Source organism: Cyanobium sp. Copco_Reservoir_LC18 (assembly GCF_009834675.1).
Classification (GTDB): Bacteria; Cyanobacteriota; Cyanobacteriia; order PCC-6307; family Cyanobiaceae; genus Cyanobium; species Cyanobium minutissimum.
The window spans coordinates 313582-328989 of sequence record NZ_ASAC01000026.1 but is presented as its reverse complement, the minus strand read 5'-3'; the positions used below and the strand labels follow the sequence as shown (position 1 = coordinate 328989).

The following is a 15408-nucleotide window of genomic DNA, read 5'->3' as shown; positions in this document are numbered from 1 at the left end:
CTGCGGTTCAGCGGGCCAGGCTCAGAAGTCGTCGTAGACCTTCTGGAAGGCGGCGAAGGTGTCGTCGTTGTTCATGCCGGCCACGGCGATCGACACGGCACCCAGCTGGCTGCTGCAGCTGATCGACAGGGCCATGGGCAGGCTGGCGTGGTCGGCGTATAGAGAGCGGTTCTTGCCGGTGCCGGTCACCTGCACGTCGACGGTGAAGCCGTTCTTGCTGGCCACGGTCCTGGCGTTCTCCACGCAGGCCATGAGGTTGTCCACCCCCAGCACCACATCCGTGTACAGGTGGGGCACGGCCAGGGCCGGCTCCGCCGGGGCGAGCAGGGCCAGCAGGAGGCCGACGGAGGCGAGTTTGCTCATGGCAGGGTCGTTCAGCGGGGGTGCTCCCGCATCAGACGGCGCACCTCGCCGGCGTGGTAACTGCTGCGGGTGAGCGGACTGCTCACCACCTGGAGGAAGCCCAGGTCGCCTTCCCCGTGACGGCGGAAGCCGTCGAACACCTCCGGCGATGGGAAGCGCTGCACCGGCAGATGTTTCGGGCCGGGTGAGAGATACTGGCCGATGGTGACGATGTCGACGGCGTGGGCGCGCAGATCGGCCATCACGGCGCGGACCTCGTCGTCGCTTTCGCCCAGACCCACCATCAGCCCTGATTTGGTGTAGGTGCGCGGCCAGCCCTCCCGCACCCGGCGCAGCAGCTCCAGCGAGCGTTCGTAGACCCCCTGGGGCCGCACCTGCCGGTAGAGCCGGGGCACGGTCTCGATGTTGTGGTTGAGCACCTCCGGCGCCGCCGCCATCACCGCCGCCAGGGCGTCCCAGGCGCCGCACAGATCGGGCAGCAGGATCTCGATCGTGGTGAGGGGGGACGTGCGCCGCACCGCCTCGATGCAGGCCACGAACTGGCTGGCGCCGCCGTCGGCCAGGTCGTCCCGGTTGACCGAGGTGATCACCACATGGCTCAGTCCCAGGCGCCGCACCGCTTCCCCCAGCCGCTCGGGTTCGGTGGGGTCCAGCGCACGAACGCTGCGGTCGAAGTCGATGTCGCAGTAGGGGCAGGCCCGGGTGCAGCCCGGCCCCATGATCAGGAAGGTGGCGGTGCCGCCGGCGAAGCACTCGCCGATGTTCGGGCAGCTGGCCTCCTGGCAGACCGTGTTGAGCCTGAGGTCGACCAGCAGATCCGCCACCGCGCCGATCCGCTCCCGCTGCGGCGCCTTGACCCGCAACCAGGGGGGCTTGGCGGGGGCGGGCCGGGGGTCGCTGACGGTCACGGGCATCGCGGGGCTGTGCGGACTGTAGGCAGGACACTCCGGACGCCCGGGGCACCGGCCGGCTGCAGCCCATCCCCTAAAGTCTGGCCATCGGGATGTGGCGCAGCTTGGTAGCGCACTTCGTTCGGGACGAAGGGGCCGCAGGTTCGAATCCTGTCATCCCGATTCTTTTTCTCCCGGTCCTCAGGCCAGGGCTGCCCCCGGATAGCCGCGCGGGGTGACCATGCGGCCGTCCTGGACCCGGGTGGAACGGTTCCCCACCAGCACCAGGGTCAGCATGTCCACCCGGTCCTCGGGCAGGGTGCCCAGGGTGTGGAGGCTGAGCGCCTCTTCGGCGCGCCCCAGCTGGCGGGCCAGCAGCACCGGCGTGCTGGCCGGCCGGCCTTCGCCGAGCAGTTCGATGGCCCGGCCCAGCTGCCACGGCCTGCCGAGGGAGCGGGGGTTGTAGAGGGCCACGACGAAGTCGCCGCTGGCGGCACCCTTCAGCCGCCGTTCGATCACCTCCCAGGGGGTGAGGCGGTCGCTGAGGCTGATGGTGCAGAAGTCGTGCATGAGCGGGGCTCCGGCCCGGGCGGCGGCCAGTTGCAGGGCCGAGAGCCCGGGGTGCACCGTGAAGGCCGGACGGTCGAGGACCGGCAGCTGCAGCCAGAGCTCCAGCGCCAGCCCCGCCATGCCGTAGATGCCGCTGTCCCCGGAGGAGATCAGGGCCACGTCGAGGCCCTGGCGGGCCAGATCGAGGGCCTCGGCGCAGCGGGCCCGCTCCTCCGTCAGACGGCCCTCGCGGCGCAGCTGGTCGGGGCGCCGCAGGGGTTCCAGCAGGTCGAGATAGAGCCCGTAGCCCACCCACACCGTTGTCGCCGCCAGGGCCCGGCGGGCATCGCCGCTGAGCAGGTCGATCGGGCCCGGACCGCTGCCCACCAGATGCAGGCTGCCCCGCTGCGGGGCCCACTGGCGATCGGCCAGGGCCACCGCCAGGGTGGCGGCCCCCCGCTCTCCGCTGGCGGCGCGGCCGATCCGCTTCTCCAGCAGCAGGCGGGGCGCCGTCCCCGCCGGGTCGGTCAGCGGCCGGCCCGCCTCCCCTGCCGCCTGCAGGGCGGCGGCCTCGGCCACGCTGGGCGTGCCCATCTCCCGGGCCACGGCCTCCGAGGGATGGGGCACGGCGACCGCCGCCAGGGTGGGGGCGTCGTAGAGACGCAGGGGCCAGCCGTGCTGCTCCGCCAGGGCCAGCAGGGCGGGTTCATCCCCCTTGCGGTCGATGCTGGCCACGCCGGCCACGGCCTCCGGGGCCAGACCCTGCTGCGCCAGGCCTTCCGCCACCAGCCGCTCCAGCACCGGCAGGCTCGTGTCCCGCTCGCAGCCGAGGCCCAGCCAGAGGCTGGGGGGATGCCAGCGGCAGCCGGCGCCGCTGCGGGGCCCGATCACCAGGGCCGCCTCGGGGTCGGTCTGGCTGCGGTCCCCGTCGTGGCTGTCGCCCTCACCGCTCTCGTTCTTGCCGGTGCCGGCGGCCTCCAGCCCCTGCCACAGCGTCGTGCCCGCCTCCTGGCGCAGCACGGGGCGGCCACCGCCGGCCGCCTGCACCATCAGCCCCCTCCAGTCCCCGGTGCCGCGGCGCCAGCCCCAGGCCTGGCCGAAGGCATCCAGGGGCAGTCGGCCCAGGGAGGCGCCGGCACCGGTGAGCACGGCCTGGCCACCCAACAGGGCGGCGATCTCCTCGGCGAGCCGCTCGCCCCCGGCGCCGTGGCCCCCCAGCAGGGGCACCACGAAGCGACCCCGCGGGTCCACCACCAGCACGGCGGGATCGCTTTGTTTGTCGCTGATCAGGGGGGCGATCAGCCGGGTCACCAGCCCACAGGCCCCCACGGCCACCACTGCGTCGGCCGTCCCCCACTGCCGCGCCAGCCACGGGCCGGAGGTCGCCTCCTCCTCCGCCTCCCGCACCACGTGGAGCAGGCCGGCCTGGCGCAGCCGCTGCAGCACCGGGGTGGCCGTGGGACTGAAGCCGAGGCCGATGTGTCGCCGTGTCGGGTCGCTCAAGGGGCCACCCCCCCGTCGAGGGGGACCTGCCCCTGGCTGCCTGCGGGGTCCTGGGCGGCGGCGTCCGCGCTGCCATCCGCCGGGATGCCATCGGCTGCATCGCCGGCCGCCACCGGGCTCCCCTGCGGGGCCGGCTCCTCCGTCCGGTCGGGGATGTCCGGGTCGCTCTCCGGGTCTGCGGCGTCCGCTGCCCCCGCCGGCCCCACCAGCTGCGGCTCCGGCTCGGGCTCCACCACCTGGGGCTCCGCCATCTGCGGCTGCTCCGTCTCCTGCGGCGGTGGCGGCTCCGCCATCACCGTGGCCTCCGGAACAGGGGGCGCGTCGGCTTCGGCCGCCTGCTCGGGCTCCGCAGCCGGCGGCGGCGGAGCCTCACCCAGCAGGATCGCCAGCTCCGAGGGGGTCAGACGCCCCTGCTGCCAGCGGGGCGCCTCGCCGCCGGGCTCGAGGATCACCTCACCCACCAGGCTGTTGAAGGGAGGGTTGAGCGGCTCGCCCAGCCCGTCGAGCAGGTCGAGCTGGACCGCATTGCTGCCCGGGCGCCAGCCCTCGAGCCAGAGGGGCGCCTGGCGATCCACCAGGAAGCTGTCGCCGTTGATGCCGACCCGCAGCCGCCAGCTGGCATCACCGCTGCGCAGGTTCTGCAGGGGGACCTCCAGCAGCAGCCAGTCGAGCAGCAGCGGGGTGCCGGCCGCCGTGCCCCGGGGACTGACGGCGATCAGCTGCGGGCTGCCCGGGGCGGGCAGGCCGAGGGGATTGGCCGCCACCCTGTGCAGCCGGATCTGGCGCTGGGCCCCGGGGCTCTTCACCGCCTCACCCCAGGGCCTGGCGGCATAGACGGTCAAGCGATGGCTGCCGGGTTCCAGGGGCCGCATCGTGGTGGTGGTGGCCGTCAGCGGCAGGGGCGCGTCCCCATCCAGCTGCACCACCAGGTGGGGGCCGAGACCGAGGGGGCCCGCATCCACCAGGGGCCAGTCCTCCACCCGCAGCTGCAGGGTCCAGGGACCCGCCGGCACCAGGGCGCCGTCGGCGGGGGAGACGATCTCCACCCGGGGGCGCCGCGCCTCGAGGGCCTCCTGCAGCTGCTGCACCGCCAGGGGTGGGGCCACCTCCTGCTGGCTGGAGCGTCCCATGGCCGGGCTGGCCGGGGGCGCGGCGGGAGATCGTCGGCCCGGCAGGGAGAAGGCGAGGGCGGCGGACGGCGCCAGGGTGAGCACCAGCAGCAGGACGGCCGCGATCAGGCCGGCTCGGCAGAAGTACCTACGGACCGCCCGTTCCGCGGCGCCCCGCCCCACTTCCCTGTCGCCCACGCGCTCTCCGTCGTTCGTGGCGCCATTCTGCGTCGGGGGCCGGGGCGGGCTGATCGACTGTTGAAATCGCTGCAAAATGCAGCAAGGGGTTATAGAAACCCCGTTGTTTTCTCGATTGTTACGTTGTTGACAACATGTCGCCAGACCTCAGTCGCAGCCTTGGAACCGCTGGGATTAAACCTTTGTAACTGGCGACCGAATCGCCTTGTTTTCGACCCCTATACTTCCGCCAGCGGTCCCCTTTCGGGGCCCAAAGCCCCAGTCGCTGCAAGGGATTTCTCCCCCACCGCGACTGGTGCCCATGGTCGGGGCTTCCCGGCCATGGGGCCCACCGATGGGGCCGGGACGGTCGCATGACCTGTCCCCGGCGTCCGTCGAAGGGGTGGACCTCCACCTCGACCCCGTCCCTCGAGGAACGTCTCGATGACCATCAGCCCACCAGAGCGTGGGAAAACGGCGAAGGACATGGTTGACCGGAACCCCGTTCCCGTCGACTTCGATGTTCTCGGCAAGCCCGGGCACTTCGATCGCACCCTCGCCAAAGGTCCCAAAACCACCACCTGGATTTGGAACCTCCACGCCAACGCTCACGATTTCGACAGCCACACGAGCGATCTTGAAGAGGTCTCCCGGAAGATCTTCAGCGCTCACTTCGGCCATCTGGCCGTCATCTTCATCTGGCTGAGCGGCGCCTTCTACCACGGAGCCCGCTTCTCCAACTACACCGGCTGGCTGGCCGACCCCCTGCACGTCAAACCCAGTGCCCAGGTGGTCTGGCCGATCTTCGGTCAGGAAATTCTCAATGGCGATGTGGGTGCCGGCTTCCACGGCATCCAGATCACCTCCGGCCTCTTCCATGTGTGGAGAGCCTGGGGATTCACCAACGAGTTCCAGCTCCTCTGCACCGCCATCGGTGCCCTGGTGATGGCCGGCCTGATGCTCAACGCCGGTGTTTTCCACTACCACAAGGCAGCGCCGAAGCTGGAGTGGTTCCAGAACGTTGAGTCCATGCTCAACCACCATCTGGCCGGTCTGCTCGGGCTCGGGTCCCTGTCCTGGACAGGTCACCTGCTGCACGTGTCCCTGCCCACCACCCAGTTGATGGATGCCATCGACGCCGGCAACCCGCTGGTGCTCAACGGCAAGACCATCGCGTCGGTGGCCGACATCCCGCTCCCCCACGAGTTCATCAACCAGGACGTGCTGGCCCAGCTCTTCCCTGGCTTCGGTGCGGGTATCTCCGCTTTCTTCACCGGCAACTGGGCCGCCTACAGCGATTTCCTCACCTTCAAAGGTGGTCTGAATCCTGTGACCGGCAGCCTCTGGATGACCGACATCGCCCATCACCATCTGGCGATTGCGGTGCTGTTCATCGTGGCTGGCCACATGTACCGCACCAACTGGGGCATCGGTCACAGCATCAAGGAGATTCTCGAGGGTCAGAAGGGTGATCCCCTGCTGTTCCCCGCGCCCAAAGGTCACGATGGGCTCTATGAATTCCTGACCACCTCCTGGCACGCCCAGCTGGGTCTCAACCTGGCGCTGTTCGGTTCGCTCACGATCATCGTGGCGCACCACATGTATGCGATGCCTCCGTATCCCTACATCGGTATCGACTACCCGACCCAGCTGTCGCTGTTCACCCACCACATGTGGATCGGCGGCTTCCTGATCGTTGGAGCCGGTGCCCATGCGGCCATCGCACTCATCCGCGACTACGACCCCGCCAAGAACATCGACAACGTGCTGGATCGGGTGCTGAAAGCCCGTGATGCCCTGATCAGCCACCTGAACTGGGTGTGCATTTTCCTGGGCTTCCACAGCTTCGGCCTCTACATCCACAACGACACCATGAGTGCCCTGGGACGTCCCCAGGACATGTTCAGCGACACCGCGATCCAGCTGAAGCCCGTCTTCGCGCAATGGATCCAGGGCCTGCACGCCGCTGCCGCCGGCACCACCGCTCCCAATGCGCTGGCCGGTGTGAGTGAAGTGTTCAACGGCGCTGTCGTCGCCGTCGGCGGCAAGGTGGCCGCCGCGCCGATCCCCCTGGGAACGGCCGACTTCATGGTCCACCACATCCACGCCTTCACGATCCACGTCACCGTGCTGATCCTGCTGAAGGGTGTGCTCTACGCGCGCAGCTCCCGCCTCGTCCCCGACAAGGCCAACCTGGGCTTCCGCTTCCCTTGCGACGGCCCCGGCCGTGGCGGTACCTGTCAGGTGTCGGCCTGGGACCACGTGTTCCTCGGCCTGTTCTGGATGTACAACTCCCTGTCGATCGTCATTTTCCACTTCAGCTGGAAGATGCAGAGCGACGTGTGGGGCACCGTCAATGCCGACGGCAGCGTCCAGCACATCACCAACGGCAACTTCGCCCAGGGCGCCATCACCATCAATGGCTGGCTCCGGGACTTCCTCTGGGCTCAGGCTGCCCAGGTGCTGAACAGCTACGGCTCGTCCTCCAGCGCCTACGGTCTGATGTTCCTGGGTGCCCACTTCGTCTGGGCCTTCAGCCTCATGTTCCTCTTCAGCGGCCGCGGCTACTGGCAGGAACTGATCGAGTCCATCGTCTGGGCTCACAACAAGCTGAAGGTGGCTCCCGCCATCCAACCGCGGGCGCTCTCCATCACCCAAGGCCGTGCCGTCGGTGTCGCCCATTACCTGCTGGGCGGTATCGCGACCACCTGGGCCTTCTTCCTGTCCCGACTCATCGCGGTCGGCTGACCTCCACCTGACCTTTCCCAATGGCAACGAAATTTCCTTCGTTCAGCCAGGGTCTGGCACAGGACCCGACAACCCGCCGTATCTGGTACGGCATCGCCACGGCTCACGACTTCGAGAGCCATGACGGAATGACGGAGGAGCGGCTTTACCAAAAGCTGTTCTCCACCCACTTCGGTCACCTGGCGATCATCGGCCTCTGGGTTTCGGGCAACCTGTTCCATATCGCCTGGCAGGGCAACTTCGAGCAGTGGGTCGCCGATCCGCTGCACGTCCGTCCCATCGCTCACGCGATCTGGGATCCCCACTTCGGGCAAGGCGCCATCGACGCCTTCACCCAGGCGGGTGCCTCCTCTCCGGTGAACATCGCCTATTCCGGTCTGTACCACTGGTGGTACACGATCGGCATGACGACCAACATGGAGCTCTACCAGGGTTCCATCTTCATGCTGATCCTCTCGGCATGGGCCCTGTTCGCCGGCTGGCTCCATCTCCAGCCCAAGTTCCTGCCGTCCCTGGCCTGGTTCAAGAACGCTGAATCCCGGCTCAACCATCACCTGGCTGTGCTGTTCGGCTTCAGTTCCATCGCCTGGACCGGTCACCTGGTCCACGTCGCCATCCCCGAATCCCGGGGTCAGCACGTCGGCTGGGACAACTTCCTCTCGGTCTCGCCCCACCCCGCCGGTCTTGCTCCGTTCTTCACCGGCAACTGGGGCGTCTATGCCCAGAACCCCGACACCGCCAACCAGGTGTTCGGTACCTCCGAGGGAGCCGGCACCGCGATCCTCACCTTCCTGGGTGGCTTCCATCCCCAGACCGAAGCGCTGTGGCTCACGGACATCGCCCACCACCATCTGGCCATCGGCTGCATCTTCGTGATCGCCGGCCACATGTACCGGACCAACTTCGGTATCGGCCACTCGATCCGCGAGATCCTCGACGCCCACAACCCCCCCAAGGGCACCCCCGGTGACCTGGGCGCCGGCCACAAGGGCCTCTACGACACCGTCAACAACTCCCTCCACTTCCAGCTGGGCCTCGCCCTCGCTGCCCTGGGAGTCGTGACCAGCCTGGTGGCGCAGCACATGTACGCGCTGCCGTCCTATGCGTTCATCGCCAAGGACTACACCACCCAGGCGGCGCTCTACACGCACCACCAGTACATCGCCATCTTCCTGATGTGCGGTGCCTTCGCCCACGGTGCGATCTTCTTCATCCGTGACTACGACCCGGAAGCCAACAAGGACAACGTCCTGGCCCGGATGCTCGAGCACAAGGAAGCCCTGATCAGCCACCTGAGCTGGGTCTCCCTGTTCCTCGGCTTCCACACCCTGGGTCTCTACGTCCACAACGACGTGGTGGTCGCCTTCGGTACCCCCGAGAAGCAGATCCTGATCGAGCCGGTGTTCGCCCAGTTCGTCCAGGCCTCCAGTGGCAAGGCCCTCTATGGCATGGACATCCTGCTCGCCAACGCCGACAGCATCGCCACCACGGCGTGGCCCAACAACGGCGCCGTCTGGCTGCCGGGCTGGCTGGATGCCGTGAACGCCGGGAACAACTCCCTGTTCCTGCAGATCGGCCCTGGTGACTTCCTGGTGCACCATGCGATCGCACTGGGTCTGCACACCACCACCCTGATCCTGGTGAAGGGTGCCCTGGATGCCCGGGGTTCCAAGCTGATGCCCGACAAGAAGGACTTCGGCTATTCCTTCCCCTGCGACGGCCCCGGCCGTGGCGGCACCTGCGACATCTCGGCCTGGGACGCCTTCTACCTGGCGGTCTTCTGGGCCCTGAACACCGTGGGCTGGGTCACCTTCTACTGGCACTGGAAGCACCTCGCCATCTGGCAGGGCAACGTGGCCCAGTTCAACGAATCCAGCACCTATCTCATGGGCTGGTTCCGCGACTACCTGTGGCTCAACAGCTCCCAGCTGATCAACGGGTACAACCCGATGGGGTCCAACAACCTGGCCGTCTGGGCCTGGATGTTCCTCTTCGGTCACCTGGTGTGGGCCACCGGCTTCATGTTCCTGATCTCCTGGCGGGGTTACTGGCAGGAGCTGATCGAAACCATCGTCTGGGCACACCAGCGCACGCCCCTCGCCAACCTGGTGGGCTGGCGCGACAAGCCCGTCGCTCTCTCGATCGTTCAGGCCCGTGTGGTGGGTCTCGCCCACTTCACGATCGGCTACATCCTCACGTACGCCGCCTTCCTGATCGCGTCCACCTCAGGCAAGTTCGGCTGAGCCTCCGGCTCCCGAACCCCTGCAACGCCTCCCCTTCTCGAATCTCGAGGGACCTCCGCACCCCCGGTCACACCGGGGGTTTTTTCATGCCCTTGGCCCGCGGGTCCCGACTGGGACGCGGAGCCGGCGTGACCAGCCGTGGGCCAGGACACGGGCGGGTGTGACCAACCGGCCCCTGCCCCATCTCTTCAACACACATTTGTCTGGGCTTAACCTGGCATGAACGTGCTGCTGTCAAGTTGAACTTGACTGCAGTTGATTTGAATGGCTCTCACCTTTTCTGCCCTGGATCCTTTCATCCAGGCGACGAGCGGAGTGATCTCTCTGGCAGATCTTGGGGCCAACGCTGAAATCTCTGCCTACAATCCAGCCAGCGGTTATCTGTATACCGTAGGCGGCGGATCCGGGGCCATTGTTGTTTCCGACCTGCGCGATCCCGCCAACCCCCAAGCCGTCGCCCGGGCCACGTCTACCGGCAATGGGGAAACCCTCCAGAGTGCGGCGGTCTTCGGCCAGCTGCTGGCCATTGCCGTGCAGAACGCCGTCAAGACCGATCCTGGTTTCGTTCAGTTCTACGACCTCAGCGACCCGGCTCTGCCCGTTCACATCAGCACCGTGACCGTGGGCGCCCTGCCCGACATGGTGAAGTTCAGCAGCGATGGCACCAAGCTGCTGGTCACCAATGAGGGGGAGCCGAATTCCGTCTATACGGTCGATCCTGTCGGTTCAATTTCCCTGATCAACACCAGCGGCTATCTGGCGGGCACCCCGGTGGCTCCTGGAGCCGCCGATGTGCAAACTGTGGGCTTCGAGGCCTGGGAGAACCGCCGCAGCGAACTGATCAACCGCGGTGTGCGCATCGGCACCCGACTGGGCGTCACCACCACCGTCGCCCAGGACATCGAGCCGGAGGCCATCGCCATCAGCGCCGACGGCAGGACCGCCTGGATCTCCCTGCAGGAGAACAACGCCATCGCCGTGCTGGATCTCAGCGGTGCGGCGCCGGTGATCAGCACCATCTTCTCCGCTGGTATCAAGGACTGGTCCCGCGGCGTCGCCAGCGCCGAGAACTTCACGTTCGAACTGGAGTATGCCGCCGGCGCCGCCAACCAGCCCGCCGGTGTGCTGGCCGGCGGTCTTTCCGGTCTGTTCTTTGCCGGTAAGGAGATGCTGAACGGCGCGGAGCTGGATGTCTACTACTCCATCACCGATCGCGGCCCCAACGGTGATCTGATCGCCGGTCAGCGTCAGTTTCTCGACCCGGATTTCCAGCCCAGCATCTACAAGCTGGGGATGAATCGTGCCACCGGCGCCGTCACTGAGCTCGGCCGAATCGGCCTCAATCGCCCCGATGGCACCCCCCTCACCGGCCTGCCCCAGCTGGCGATCAAGGATGACGTGCCGATCACGGCGGCCAATGCCCCGCTGGCCTACGACCCCTTCGGCATCGATTCGGAAACGATCTCCCTGTTCAGCCTCACCATCGGTGGCAGCACGCGCCAGGTGTTCGCCGTCGGCGATGAATACCGCGGCCAGATCTCGATCTTTGATGCGGAGAGCGGCAACCTGATCCAGCGCTACATCCCCGCCGGCCAGAAGGCCCAGCTGGCGGCCCAGCACAACGTCGGCGGTGCCTCGCCGCTCGGGGCGGAAACGATCGACAGCCTGCCGGCCATCTACGGCAATCGCTGGAGCAACCGCGGCATCGAGGGCATGGCCTTCAACCCCACCGACGGCCTGCTGTATGCCTTCCTGCAGAGCCCCCTGGATGTGGACGCCAACGGCGACGGTGTCACCGAGGGCCGCAGCCGCTCCGAACTCACCCGCATCCTGGCGATCGATCCGGCCACCGGCGTCCCGGTGAAGGAGCACCTCTACCTGCTCAGCGGCCGTCCCGGCCAGGACAAGATCGGCGATGTCGCCTTTGACGCCGCCCGTGGCGTGTTCCTGGTGATGGAGCGCGACAGCAGCCGCAGCCTCACCGGCTTCAAGCATGTCTATGAGGTGGATCTGCGCGGAGCCACTGACACCCTGCCGCTCACCACCGCCGCCGACCAGGCCACGGCCGGCTGGCTGGGCGCGATCGGTGTGGCCAGCCCCGAGCTGCTCGACAACCGCCGCAGCCTCGTCGACCACGACAGCAACCCCGCCACCCCGCCGATCTTCAGCACCTCCAGTGCCGATGCCCTGGCGGCCGCCGGCATCCGCCTGGTCCACAAGATCGAGCTGTTCAACCTGCCCTCGATCGGCGGCACCCTCGCCTACGACAAGCCGGAGGGCCTCACCCTCCGCGATGACGGCGCGCTGGTGATCAACTACGACAACGACTTCGGCACCGAGGGCGCCCGTGGCAACGCCTTCACCGTGGTGAGCTTCGATCACGCCGGCTTTGACAGCTCCGACCGGGACGGCCCCTCGAACAGCAATCTGTACCGGCCGATCTCCGGCCTGCCTCTCTTCGGCCTCACCATGCCCGATGGCATCGCCGCCTTCACCGATGCCCAGGGCCGCAGCTTCCTGCTGGCGGTGGGTGAAGGGGACTCCCGCGAATACGAACCGGACCGGGGCAACATCTTCAACGATCTCACCCGGGCCGATGCCAATACGGTGGTCAACGGCACCCCTTTCCGCAATCACCCCGGCGTCAGCGCCCTCAACGCCGCCTTCGCCGCCGCCACCGGCATCAGCCGCACCCGTCTCAACCTGCTCAACGACTACGGCGACATCAGCGGCGACGGACTGATCGACAAGCCCTTCAGCATCGGCTCCCGCTCGCTGCGCATCTACGACGGGCAGGGCAACGTGGTGTTCGATTCCAGCAATGCCCTGGAGGAGCTGGCCAACAGCCTCGGCCTGATGGCCAGTGGCCGTGATGACGACAAGGGCACCGAGCCCGAGATGGTGGAGATCGCCACCGTGGCCGGCCGCACCTACGCCTTCGTGGCCCTGGAGCGCACCACCACCAGCGTGGCGGCCGTGTTCGATGTCACCGACCCCTACAACGTGGCGGCGGTGGATCCGGTGGTGTTCCCCGGCACCGAGCGGGTCGAAGGGATCACCTTCCTGCGCAGCCCCGCGGGCGAGCCGGCCGGTCTGGTCGCCAGCAGTGAGGGCAACGACAGGGTCAGCGTCACCAGCGCCGCGCCCCTGCCGTCCGGCAGTGCCTTCCGCCTGCAGCTCTTCCACCTGGCTGACCAGGAGGGGGGCATCGCGGCCCTTGATGACGCCCCCCGCCTGTCGGGAGTGCTCAATGCCCTGCGGGCCCAGGACATCGACCTCGACGGCATCCCCGGCTTCGCGGGCACCCTCACCCTTTCCAGCGGCGACGCCTGGATCCCGGGCCTCTTCTACGGGGCCTCCGCCCAGGCCTACGGCGCCGTGGGTCGCGGTGATGTGCTGATCCAGAACGCCCTGGGGGTGCAGGCGGTCGCCTTCGGCAACCACGAGTTCGACCAGGGCACCGCCGTGGTGCGGGACCTGATCCAGGCCAATGCGGCCGCCGGTTACCCCGGCACCGCCTTCCCCTACCTGAGCGGCAACCTCAACTTCGCCACGGATGTCAACCTGGCGGGGCTGGTGGTGCCCGCCGGCCAGGCGCCCCGGCCCAACAGCATCACCGCCAGCGTCGTCTTCGACGTGAACGGCCAGACGGTGGGTGTGGTCGGCGCCACCACCCCAACCCTGCGCACCATCTCCAGCCCTGGCGCCGTGGGCGTGGCCCCCGTTCCCTTCGGCGGCACCCCCACGGCCGCTGAGCTGGATGCCCTGGCCGCGGAGATCCAGAGCGACGTGGATGCCCTGCTGGCGGCCAACCCTGGCCTCAACAAGGTGATCCTGCTGGCCCACATGCAGCAGATCAGCATCGAGCAGGCCCTGGCCGAGCGCCTGCGCCACGTGGACATCATCGTGGCCGGCGGCTCCAACACGCGACTGCTCGACAGCGATGATCTGACCCGCCCCGGCGACAGCGTCCAGGGCCCCTACCCGATCGTCAGGACCGATGCCGATGGCCGGCCGGTGGCGGTGGTCAACACCGATGGCAACTACAAGTATCTGGGCCGCCTGGTGCTCGACTTCGACAGCCAGGGTGTGATCATCCCCGAGAGCTACGACCCCACCATCAGCGGAGCGTTCCGCACCGACGCCGCCGGGGTGGCGGCCCTGAAGGCCGAAGCCTTCATCGACGCCCGGGTCCAGGGGGTGGTCGACAACCTGCGGGAGGTGATCATTGCCCAGGAATCGGAATGGTTCGGCATCAGCGAGGTGTTCCTCAACGGCAACCGCAATCCGGGCGTGCGCAGCGAGGAGACCAACCTCGGCAACCTCACGGCCGACGCCAACCTGGCCTACGCGCGCCGGATCGATCCCAGCGTGGTGATCTCACTCAAGAACGGTGGCGGCATCCGCAACTCGATCGGCCAGTCGACCGTTCCCACCGGCTCGGTGAGCGGTGAGCCGGAACTGCTGCCCACCGCGGCGGTCTTCGATGCCCAGGGCAATGTGGTCAAGCCGGAGGGCGGCATCTCCCGCAACGACATCGCCAACGCCCTCAGTTTCAACAACGGGCTCTCCATCGTCAGCGTCACCCCCGGCGAACTCAAGGCGCTGATCGAGCACGGCATCGCCGCCGGCATCAACCAGGGCCGCTTCCCCCAGGTGGGCGGCATGGCCTTCAGCTACGACCTCAGCCGCCCGGCCGGCTCCCGGGTGGTGAACCTGGCGATCCAGGACGCCGCCGGCAACGACCTCGACGTCGTGGTGCGCAATGGCGCCGTGGTGGGCGATCCGGCCCGCAGCCTCCGCATGGTGACCCTCGACTTCCTGGCCAGCGGCGGTGATGGCTACCCCTTCGCCGCTCTCGCCAACCCGAACCGGGTGAACATCACCCAGCCGGGCGGTGCCCCCCGCACCGGCGTCGCCACCTTCGCCGCCGATGGCTCCGAACAGGACGCTCTGGCCGAATTCCTGGCGGCCAACCATTCCCCCGCCAACCCGTTCACGGCGGCCGATACGTCGGCGGCCCTCGACACGCGCCTGCAGAACCTGGCGGTGCGCAGCGATTCCGTGATCGATCCGCTCATCACGCTCACCGGCGGGACCGTGCTGGAGAACCTGCCCGCCGCCACGCGCGTGGGCCAGCTGTCGGCCACGGACCCGGATGGGAACGACACGTTCGTGTTCTCCTTCGCGCCGAACGGCAATCCGGATGGGCTGTTCCGCCTTGATGGGAACCAACTGCTCACCACCGCTGCGCTGGACTTCGAGGCGGGCGCCACCCGCAGCGTGACGCTGCAGGTGACCGACAGCGCCGGCAACCGCTACACCAAGGCCTTCACCATCACGGTGACCGACCTGGCCGAGGGTGCGGCCGTGCAGGCGGGTGTGATCAACGGCCCCGGTTTCGCGATCACCCAGGGGGTGGGGGGCAACCCCCCCGGATCGGCCCCTTCGGGTCGTCCCCTGGCCACCGGCTCCCTGGGGGCGGTGCAGACCAGCCCGATCAGCCTGCCCGGGGAGAGCGATCCCCGCTCCCGGATCGAGAACACCGCCTACTGGAACGGGCTCAAGACCCTCACCCTGGACGCCGACTACTGGACCCCGTCGCTGGGCAGGCACCTGCTGGTGGCGAACTTCGTCGATGTGCGCTGGGATCTGTCCACGGCACCGCCCCTGGACTTCGATCTGCTGGTGGTGGGTGCCAAGCGTGGCGGGGTCGAGCTCGGCGGCGGCGATGACCGCCTCAGCTGGCTGTTCCACAGCGATGGGGCCGCCCGCAGCGCAGCAACACGGCCACGGTGTCGGGTGGCGGGGGCAACGACACGCTGA

At 68.2% G+C, this 15408-nt stretch carries 7 protein-coding genes and 1 tRNA gene; 4 read left to right on the top strand and 4 right to left on the bottom strand.

Going from position 1 to position 15408, the window contains the following annotated elements; translation table 11 throughout:
- Positions 1–21: 21 nt before the first annotated feature.
- The gene (locus tag L107_RS16115; RefSeq protein WP_159820452.1) at positions 22–363 is read right to left on the bottom strand and encodes a hypothetical protein; all 342 of its coding nucleotides are present in this window, start codon (positions 361–363) and stop codon (positions 22–24) included.
- An 11-nt stretch (positions 364–374) separates the two neighbouring features.
- A complete protein-coding gene (lipA, locus tag L107_RS16110; RefSeq protein ID WP_159820450.1) occupies positions 375–1277 on the bottom strand; it encodes a lipoyl synthase in 903 nt (300 codons plus the stop codon).
- Between the two features lie 85 nt (positions 1278–1362).
- Here lipA and L107_RS16105 point away from each other — a divergent pair.
- Positions 1363–1436, top strand: a tRNA-Pro gene (locus L107_RS16105).
- A gap of 18 nt (positions 1437–1454) precedes the next feature.
- Here the strand turns inward: L107_RS16105 and cobJ are convergent.
- Together cobJ and L107_RS16095 are read right to left on the bottom strand one after the other, a co-directional pair.
- Positions 1455–3305, bottom strand: a complete 1851-nt coding sequence (gene cobJ, locus L107_RS16100; RefSeq protein ID WP_159820448.1) for a precorrin-3B C(17)-methyltransferase — start codon at positions 3303–3305, stop codon at positions 1455–1457.
- Positions 3302–4612 (bottom strand): hypothetical protein, encoded by a 1311-nt coding sequence (locus tag L107_RS16095; protein WP_236550738.1) that lies wholly within the window; start codon positions 4610–4612, stop codon positions 3302–3304. Before L107_RS16095 ends, cobJ begins: the two co-directional genes overlap by 4 nt.
- A 423-nt stretch (positions 4613–5035) precedes the next feature.
- Between L107_RS16095 and psaA the strand changes: the two genes are divergently transcribed.
- From psaA to L107_RS16080, 3 genes are all read left to right on the top strand, one after another.
- Positions 5036–7339, top strand: coding sequence for a photosystem I core protein PsaA (gene psaA, locus L107_RS16090; RefSeq protein ID WP_106221632.1), 2304 nt, complete (start codon positions 5036–5038; stop codon positions 7337–7339).
- Positions 7340–7359: 20 nt separating this feature from the next.
- Positions 7360–9582: a photosystem I core protein PsaB gene (gene psaB, locus L107_RS16085; RefSeq protein WP_159820446.1), complete on the top strand. Its 2223-nt coding sequence runs from the start codon at positions 7360–7362 to the stop codon at positions 9580–9582.
- A gap of 531 nt (positions 9583–10113) precedes the next feature.
- On the top strand, positions 10114–15408 hold the full coding sequence (locus L107_RS16080; RefSeq protein ID WP_159820444.1) for an esterase-like activity of phytase family protein: 5295 nt from the start codon (positions 10114–10116) through the stop codon (positions 15406–15408).

Bases quoted from the DNA above. Each gene is read 5' to 3' on its own strand.
- lipA (WP_159820450.1), bottom strand. From the start codon at position 1,277: ATGCCCGTGACCGTCAGCGACCCCCGGCCCGCCCCCGCCAAGCCCCCC.
- psaB (WP_159820446.1), top strand. From the start codon at position 7,360: ATGGCAACGAAATTTCCTTCGTTCAGCCAGGGTCTGGCACAGGACCCG.
- L107_RS16115 (WP_159820452.1), bottom strand. From the start codon at position 363: ATGAGCAAACTCGCCTCCGTCGGCCTCCTGCTGGCCCTGCTCGCCCCG.
- psaA (WP_106221632.1), top strand. From the start codon at position 5,036: ATGACCATCAGCCCACCAGAGCGTGGGAAAACGGCGAAGGACATGGTT.